General features: G+C 62.0%; 9 protein-coding genes. 6 read left to right on the plus strand and 3 right to left on the minus strand.

Translation table 11 applies throughout. From position 1 onward, the window contains the following. Positions 1-13: 13 nt before the first annotated feature. Positions 14-913 carry a cation diffusion facilitator family transporter gene (locus WBA38_RS06035; RefSeq protein ID WP_424293368.1) on the minus strand — a complete coding sequence of 300 codons (900 nt, stop codon included), beginning with the start codon at positions 911-913 and terminating at the stop codon, positions 14-16. Positions 914-978: 65 nt separating this feature from the next. On the opposite strand from WBA38_RS06035, the gene WBA38_RS06040 reads away from it, so the two are divergent. Continuing rightward, a complete protein-coding gene (locus tag WBA38_RS06040) occupies positions 979-1,548 on the plus strand; it encodes a hypothetical protein (RefSeq protein WP_424293367.1) in 570 nt (189 codons plus the stop codon). A gap of 15 nt (positions 1,549-1,563) precedes the next feature. Here WBA38_RS06040 and WBA38_RS06045 read toward each other — a convergent pair whose 3' ends face one another. After that, positions 1,564-2,157: an HdeD family acid-resistance protein gene (locus tag WBA38_RS06045; protein ID WP_424322305.1), complete on the minus strand. Its 594-nt coding sequence runs from the start codon at positions 2,155-2,157 to the stop codon at positions 1,564-1,566. 24 nt (positions 2,158-2,181) lie between these two features. On the opposite strand from WBA38_RS06045, the gene WBA38_RS06050 reads away from it, so the two are divergent. Beyond that, positions 2,182-3,036 (plus strand): acyl-CoA thioesterase domain-containing protein, encoded by an 855-nt coding sequence (locus WBA38_RS06050; protein ID WP_424293365.1) that lies wholly within the window; start codon positions 2,182-2,184, stop codon positions 3,034-3,036. Between the two features lie 197 nt (positions 3,037-3,233). Next, a complete protein-coding gene (locus WBA38_RS06055) occupies positions 3,234-3,455 on the plus strand; it encodes a hypothetical protein (protein ID WP_424293364.1) in 222 nt (73 codons plus the stop codon). Here WBA38_RS06055 and WBA38_RS06060 read toward each other — a convergent pair. After that, a complete protein-coding gene (locus WBA38_RS06060; RefSeq protein WP_424293363.1) occupies positions 3,415-4,539 on the minus strand; it encodes a phosphatase PAP2 family protein in 1,125 nt (374 codons plus the stop codon). The two genes, WBA38_RS06055 and WBA38_RS06060, sit on opposite strands and share 41 nt — an antisense overlap. A gap of 51 nt (positions 4,540-4,590) precedes the next feature. Between WBA38_RS06060 and WBA38_RS06065 the strand changes: the two genes are divergently transcribed. The 3 genes from WBA38_RS06065 (at position 4,591) to WBA38_RS06075 (ending at position 7,897) form a co-directional block, all read left to right on the plus strand. Next, entirely contained in the window at positions 4,591-5,358 is a 768-nt protein-coding gene (locus tag WBA38_RS06065) for a deoxyribonuclease IV (RefSeq protein WP_424293362.1), read from the plus strand. Positions 5,359-5,491: 133 nt separating this feature from the next. Next, on the plus strand, positions 5,492-7,318 hold the full coding sequence (locus WBA38_RS06070) for an acyl-CoA dehydrogenase (protein ID WP_424293361.1): 1,827 nt from the start codon (positions 5,492-5,494) through the stop codon (positions 7,316-7,318). A 297-nt stretch (positions 7,319-7,615) separates the two neighbouring features. Beyond that, a complete protein-coding gene (locus WBA38_RS06075) occupies positions 7,616-7,897 on the plus strand; it encodes a hypothetical protein (protein WP_424322306.1) in 282 nt (93 codons plus the stop codon). Positions 7,898-7,912 lie beyond the last annotated feature (15 nt).

The raw sequence follows: 7,912 nt of genomic DNA on the forward strand, positions 1-7,912 counted from the left end.
GCGACGGGTCCCGCTAGCGTCGCCACGATTCGTAACTCCGCGGATCCTCAATCGGTTCCAGATGAATGGTGGGAACCACATCTTCGATCTGCGCGTGCAATTGGCCCTCGACCTTCTCGAGGAGGTCGTGGCCTTCCTGCACACTCCACGCGCCCGGAACCAGCATGTGAAGTTGGACGAATCGGATGTGGCCAGCCTCGCGGGTCCGAACATCGTGGAAGTCGACGCCATCGGTCCGGAAGCTATCGAGGACAGCGTCGACCTTGGCACGCTCTTCCTCGGGGATGGCCGCATCCATCAAGCCCATCGTCGACCGTTTAATCAGCCGGTAGCCGACAAACACGATGTTGATGGCAACGACGATGGCAATCACCGGGTCGAGGACGATCCATCCGGTCAACGCCACCAGTGCCACCCCGGCGATGACCCCCGCCGTGGTCCACACATCGGTCATCAGGTGCTTGCCGTCAGCTTCCAACGTGAGGGAACGGAAACGGCGACCAACCCGAATCAACTGCCAGGCAACCGCCGCGTTGACGATGGAGGCAACAACCGAGACGGCCAAACCGATCCCCACCGATTCCAGCTCCCGCGGGTTGATGAGTCGTTCCACCGCAACGGCAATGATGACGATGGCAGCGACCACAATCATGACGCCCTCAATGACCGCCGAGAAGTACTCGCTCTTGACGTGCCCGAAGTTGTGATCGTCGTCGGCCGGTTTCGCCGCAATTCGCAAAGCAAAGAAGGCCACCACGGCAGCCACCAGGTTCACGACTGACTCGGCGGCGTCGGAGAGCAAACCCACCGAACCGGTCAACTGCCAGGCCGCCACCTTGAGCGCGATCACCACGATCGACGCGACAATACTCAGCAGCGCCCACTTGCTTAGGTCCCGAGTCTGTTGTGCCACAACAGCAATCATAACGAAAGCCCCATTACGCTGCGGAAATCGACTAATCCGGGGACCATTGGGGCATGCTCGACGAGTTGAACGACCAAGCCCACGCCGACTACGACGCCGGCGATTTCACGAGCGCACTCGCCAGCTTCTCGGTCTTGCGCGAAATCCGGTCGCGCCGCGAAGGTCCCTACTCGGTGAAATACCTCGACGCCGTTCACAACAGCGTCCGATGCATGTCGAAGTTGGAACTGTGGAGCGACTCCACCCTGCTGTGCAGTGAACTCCACAGCAAGTACGTCCGCACCCTGGGTCGCGGTCAGGCCACCACCGTCGATGTCGCCAAGCATTGGGCGTGGGCAATGATGCACCTGCGCGACCTGAGTTCGGCTATCAACCTGTATCTCACCACCGCCGACGCCATGTGGGACTCCGATGCTGCCGGTGCACGTCGACTGATTGGTGCGGCCGCTGCCGTTCCCGCCGTCCGGCCCGCCGCCCTCGTGTGGAAGGGCATCGTCGACGGCGTCACCCTCCGCCACACCGATGAACTGTTGAACGTTCTCGGGTCGTGGACGGACCGACTGTCGGACAAGCAGAATTCCGAACCGACCATCACCCTCGACGGCTTGGCGATGACCGCCTAGGTCGCACCGGGCGAGCTATCGGCCCTCGGCCAACTTCGTCACTTTCTTCGGGACGGTGACGAGGGTAATGACGCTGACGACGATCAGTAGAACCGCCAGGATCCACAGGATGGTTCCCAGAGTTGCCACCGCGGGTAGAACGATCATCGCGATACCGGCGAGAATCCACAGCACGCCAGCCGCAATCACCATCCAGCGTGGGGTCACGGTCACCGTCAACGGGGCCCCGAACAGATCCTGAAAACCAGTGACGATCCAGCCGATGCCGATAAACACACCGAGCAGAACCAGCGACCCCGACGGATTGATGGTGGCGAGGACACCGGCCGCCAAGATGACGGCACCGAAGACACCCAGCAGGAGCCGCAGCGACGACGGTGCCCGCGTCAACGCGAACGCGGCAAACAAGCGCATCACCCCGGCCACAATCAGCGCGATTCCGAACAGCACGCCCACCACCATCAGCGACGCCTTCGGCCACACCAGGGCCGCGATTCCCAGGGCGATGCCGACGAGAGCACTGAAGATAATGAACGTGCGAACCGCGTCGACCGCGTCATTCGGCAATCGAGACGGCGATGCGGGTGATGTCGTGGCGTCTGAGGTCATGCTCGCAGCGTAGCGTGAGCCGGTATGTCAGATAAGAGCTTCTTCACGGTAGGTGACGACGGTCGATATGACCCAACGCCCTACGCTCTCGGCCTGTGGGGCCCCGACACCCTGAACGGCCCCGCTATTTGCGCCATCGCCGCCTATGCGGCCGAGAACTTTGGCAGCCGTGAGGGATTCGCCCCGGCTCGATTCACCATCGAATTGTTCAAGAGCGCACATCGTCTCCCCACGGCAACCACCACCACGATGCTGCGCGACGGTAATCGCATCCGCGTGGTCCAAGTTTCGGTGCTGCAATACGACGTCGACGACAACGAGATTCTGGTCGCGCAAGGCAATGTCGTTTTCCTGAAGCAAGGGACCAATCCGCCCGGCGGCCGATGGGTTCGACCCGAGGGAACCGATGTGTTCACTCCCCCGGATGAGGATGAGGACGACAGGGAAAGCTACCGCGCGTGGTTCCAGTCGGGCGATCGCGAGTGGTCGCGCTCGATGTCCGACTCGCAGAACACCGATCGGCTGCGGATCTTCAATCGCCCGTTCAATCCGGTCGAGGACGTCGCCCCCACCCCGTTCCAGCGGGCAGTCATACTTGCCGAATCGACCAGCCTCGTCACCAACAGCGGCGACGGCGGGATCGGCTTCATCAACTGCGATCTGACGGTCGCCATCGCCCGTCTCCCGGAAGGTCTTCGCCTCGGTCTCGAAGCCGATTCGCACATCGAAGATTCGGGCCTGTCGGTCGGGACCGCGAACCTGTACGACGAGCACGGCAAGTTTGGCATCGGCCTCGTGACCGCTATCGACAACACGGCCGCGATGATCGACTTCACGAAGGTGAACCCGCACTCGCTGCGGACCACAGAGATGAGCTAAGAGCCGGAGAATTTCCCCCTTTTCTGTCACAGAACCGGGGATCGAATCTGCACAACCGTCACCAAAAGGGACGATTGGTGTCAGTTTGGTCGTTTCGTGACAGAAATGCGGGACGGGCGGAGGCCCCGAATTAGCGGTGCGGCGGGCCGTCGCACAGTAGTGTTCGGGCTGATGGGGGTTACTTTCCGGAGGCAGCCGTGACGAACAGATATCTCAGGTACGGGGACCGACGTTTCATCATCACCCGAGAAACACAGGCGCGCTTAGATCGCGCCCTGACGAATGTTTACGCCAGTGGTAGCAGCGGCCATGAATGGTTAAGCCTGTACCCGGGCAGCGAGGCGGAAACTCGCCTGCTGATCGCCGCGGGCGTGCCGATCACGATTGAGACTGAGCCTCAGTTCGACCGGTTGGGTTAGCGGCCAGTTCGCGCTCGGCGGCCTTCCGCGCGTTCCGCGGCAATACGATGCGGGCGTCGATCAGCCGGTATGCGGTGTACACCGCGCCAGCCAACGCCCAACCCAAAATGATGTCGAAAACGTAGTGCTCGGCGGTGTAGACGAGAGCGAACGCCATCGCGAACGCGTAGCCGGTGAAGATGGTCTTGCCCAGCCATCTGCTGCGCGGCCACATGAACAGGGCCAACAGCATCGTCAAACCGGCATGCAACGAGGGGATGGCGGCGACGAGATTCGATTTTGACTGCCCCAAGGTCACGGCCCGCAGCACCAGGTCGAGACCGATCACCCGCCAACCGCGGTCGGAGATTCGTTCCACATACGGCGCGGCACCCGGGTGGTGCGGTTCCACTTCCCCGAGCAGGTTCCCCTCGACGGGGCCGGCTGGCTGGTACATGCACGGCGGGTCGTGCGGACCGTCGGCCACCTGGGCCACCGTGCATTTTGCGGCAGCCCACGGCGGCGCAGCGGGCACCAGCGTGTACCCGATCAACCCCAAAAACGACACCGCGATAAAGCAGACGGCGAAGCGTCGCCACACCGCTCGGTCGCGGACCCAAAGGACGGCCGCGGTGGCGTACGGGACGATGAAATACGACATGTAGACGACGCTGACGATCACTTCCCACCACGGCGGGGACGCTTCCTTCAGGTGCGACTGCAGCCAGACTGTCGGATTGACGCCGAACATCCATTTATCGACGTCGGGGGCCAACAGCCAGTGGGTCCGCATTCCCAACCAAACCGCCACATTGCGAGTCCAGTCGTACAGCATCAGGATCAGCACAAACGGCAACCAGTCGATCAGAATGGTGCTGACGCGGCGTCGCCCCACCGTGGCTGCGGCCATACCGAAGGCGAGGAAGAAGATCAGGCTGGTGCGGTCAGCGGCAATTCCCGCCACCCAAAAGTAAATGACCAGGGCCGTTGCCCACAGGGTCAGCAAAACTCGGCGGATCAGTGCGTAGTTCCGGACACGCTCCTCGATGACCGGAATCGGCTGCTGCTCCACAATGCCGCACTCTATAGAACGTTTGTCAGACATTCATCCACCTGACATCCGCCTTCATCAACCTGACACAAGTAGGCTGGATCCATGCGTGTCGGAGCCCATCTTCGCCAGGACGAGAATCCCGTCGCCACCGCCGAGGCCCTCGGTATCGACATCTTTCAGATGTTCGTCACCGATCCGCAGGGGTGGAAGAAGCCCGTCCCCCATCCACATGCGGAAGAGATCAAAGCCTCACCGATCGACGTGGTCGTGCATTCCAGCTACATGATTAACGTCGCGAGCCTCAATAACCGGTTGCGCATGCCTTCCCGGAAGGCCGTTGAGCAGCAGGCAGCGGCGGCGGTGGAACTCGGTGCGATTGGACTCGTGGTGCACGGCGGACACCTCAAAGACGGCGAAGATGCGGCTGAGGGATTTGCGAACTGGCGCAAGCTCTTTGAGCGTCAAGCAGACAAGGGCGGTTTCGGTCTTCCGATCCTCATCGAGAACACTGCTGGCGGCGATCACGCCATGGCGCGAACACTCGAGTCGATTGAGCGGCTGTGGGATGCGGTGGGCGATTTTGCCGAGGCCGGATTCTGCCTCGACACCTGCCACGCCTGGGCCGGCGGCGAAGACCTCGTCGGACTCACCGAGCGGATCAAGGCCATTACCGGCCGCATTGACCTCATTCACCTGAATAATTCGCGCGACGAATTCGATTCCGGACGGGATCGTCACGCCAACCTGGAGTCCGGCCAGATCGACACGGAGGTACTCGCCGAACTAATGAAGACGGCTGGAGCACCGGGGGTGTTGGAGACACCAGCCGAGGGGATCGCCGCCGACCTGGAGTACCTGCGGTCACACTGACATTGCGCTTGCAGTTGTTAGCGGAACCACATTCTCCGATGTTGTACCCACGAGTTGACGACGGTATCGTGTCAAGGGTTACCGGCAAGTAACTTAGCCGGACGACCACTTAGAACTGCGAGTTAGGAAAATCATGGGCCATTACAAGTCCAACCTGCGCGACCTGCACTTCAACCTCTTCGAGATGTACGAGCTCGACAAGGTGCTCGCGTCCGGTGAGTTCGGCGACCTCGATCACGACACCGCCGTCGACATGCTGCGCGAAGTGAAGAACCTCTCCGAAGGCGTGATCGCGGATTCGTTCGCGGACGCCGACCGTAATCCGCCGGTCTTCGACGCCGACGCTCACACCGTCACCATCCCCGAGTCGTTCGCCAAGAGCTACCACGCCTTCATCGACGGCGGCTGGGACAAGGTTGGCATCGACGAAGAACTCGGTGGCCTCCCCGCACCGCGCTCGCTGTACTGGGCGATGGGCGAAATGGTCCTCGGCGCCAACCCGCCCGTCTTCATGTACGCCGCGGGCTCCGGCTTCGCGAACATCTTCTACGACAACGGCACCGACGAGCAGAAGAAGTGGGCTGCCATCTGCGCCGAGCGCGGCTGGGGCGCCACCATGGTGCTGACCGAACCCGACGCCGGTTCGGACGTTGGCGCAGGCACCACCAAGGCCGTCAAGCAGGAAGACGGCACCTGGCACATCGAGGGTGTGAAGCGCTTCATCACCTCGGCCGACCAGGACATGACCGAGAACATCTTCCACCTCGTTCTCGCTCGCCCCGAAGGTGCCGGCCCCGGCACCAAGGGACTGTCGTTGTTCTTCGTCCCGAAGTTCCACTTCGATCACGAGACCGGCGAACTCGGCGACCGCAACGGCGCATTCGTCACCAACGTCGAGCACAAGATGGGCATCAAGGCGTCGTCGACCTGCGAAGTCAGCTTCGGCATCCACGGCACCCCGGCCGTCGGCTGGCTCGTCGGCGAGGTCCACTCGGGCATCGGCCAGATGTTTGACGTCATCGAGCACGCTCGCATGATGGTTGGCACTAAAGCCATCTCGACGCTGTCGACCGGCTACCTGAACGCCCTGGAGTACGCCAAGGAGCGTGTCCAGGGTGCTGATATGACCCAGATGACGGACAAGGCCGCCCCGCGCGTCACCATCACGCACCACCCGGACGTCCGTCGCGCACTGATGACCCAGAAGGTGTATGCAGAAGGTCTGCGTGCGGTGTACCTGTACACCGCGTCGCACCAGGACCCGGTGTCCGCGAACATCGTTTCGGGCGCCGACGCCGAGATGGCACACAAGGTCAACGACCTGTTGCTCCCGATCGTCAAGGGTGTTGGTTCCGAGCGCGCCTACGAGAAGCTGACCGAGTCGCTCCAGACCTTCGGTGGGTCGGGATTCCTGCAGGATTACCCGATCGAGCAGTACATCCGCGACTCGAAGATCGACTCGCTGTACGAGGGCACCACTGCCATCCAGGCGCAGGACTTCTTCTTCCGCAAGATCATTCGCGACAAGGGTGCTGCGCTGGGTCACATCGCCGGCCAGATCCAGGACTTCATCGACAACGGCCAGGGCTTTGACGCTGAGCGCGCGCTGCTGAAGACCGCCAACGAGGATGTTCAGGCAATGGCCGCCAAGCTGACCGGCTGGCTAATGTCCGCGCAGGAAGACCCGAAGAAGCTCTACCTCATCGGAACCGCCTCGGTGCGCTTCCTGATGGCCGTCGGCGACCTCCTGATCGGCTGGCTGCTGCTTCGCCAGGCTTCCGTCGCCCAGGCTGCGCTGAACGCTGGCGCTTCCGGTGATGACAAGGCCTTCTACGAGGGCAAGGTTGCCTCGGGCGTCTTCTTCGCGAAGAACATGCTCCCGCTGCTGACCTCGGTTCGCCAGGTCATCGACCACAACGTCGACAACGACATCATGGAACTCGACGTCGCCGCATTCTGATCGAAGTGATTCAGCGCCCCACCGCATCGCGGTGGGGCGCTGAATCGTTTGAAGGGTGCGACCTCGCCGCCTTGCGCACGCTTCATCCTGTCTCGCTGTTTCGACGGCGAGCTGATTATCTCGGAAGCTGACATGGCACACCCCCTCCAGGGCGGCAGGACCAACTCCAACTATGAGATCCGCGGCAGAAGTCGGCCCGGGTGATCGACGCCACCCAGACAGTTAGCACTCGTCGTGCTAACTTGTTAACGTAAGCGCGGATCACCCGAACCGCACCTTCCAACCAAGGAGAACACCATGGCCGCACAGAGCGCCGCAAACAAGGTCACCGACGCCATCGACACCTCCACCAAGCAGGTCGAAGAAGTTCAGGCCGCACTTCTGACCACTGCCAAGCAGAGCGCACTCGCGTCGATTGACATCTACGAGAAGTCGGTCGGCACCGTTCTCGAGTTCCAGAACAAGTTCGTGGGCAGCACCGGCTTCGCCGCCATCGACGATTTCGTCGCCGCGCAGACCAAGCTGATCGGCGACCTCAACGCCACCGGCGTCACCGCCGCCCGCTCGGTCCTCGCGTAACAGCACCGAGCTTCG

Source organism: Gordonia sp. (in: high G+C Gram-positive bacteria), from assembly GCF_049647785.1.
In the GTDB taxonomy this organism is placed as follows: domain Bacteria; phylum Actinomycetota; class Actinomycetes; order Mycobacteriales; family Mycobacteriaceae; genus Gordonia.

What these genes read in the sequence shown, in the direction of transcription:
- WBA38_RS06070 (WP_424293361.1), top strand. Translation starts at nt 5,492, where the DNA reads ATGGGCCATTACAAGTCCAACCTGCGCGACCTGCACTTCAACCTCTTC.
- WBA38_RS06075 (WP_424322306.1), top strand. Translation starts at nt 7,616, where the DNA reads ATGGCCGCACAGAGCGCCGCAAACAAGGTCACCGACGCCATCGACACC.
- WBA38_RS06060 (WP_424293363.1), bottom strand. Translation starts at nt 4,539, where the DNA reads ATGTCTGACAAACGTTCTATAGAGTGCGGCATTGTGGAGCAGCAGCCG.
- WBA38_RS06045 (WP_424322305.1), bottom strand. Translation starts at nt 2,157, where the DNA reads ATGACCTCAGACGCCACGACATCACCCGCATCGCCGTCTCGATTGCCG.
- WBA38_RS06065 (WP_424293362.1), top strand. Translation starts at nt 4,591, where the DNA reads ATGCGTGTCGGAGCCCATCTTCGCCAGGACGAGAATCCCGTCGCCACC.
- WBA38_RS06040 (WP_424293367.1), top strand. Translation starts at nt 979, where the DNA reads ATGCTCGACGAGTTGAACGACCAAGCCCACGCCGACTACGACGCCGGC.
- WBA38_RS06050 (WP_424293365.1), top strand. Translation starts at nt 2,182, where the DNA reads ATGTCAGATAAGAGCTTCTTCACGGTAGGTGACGACGGTCGATATGAC.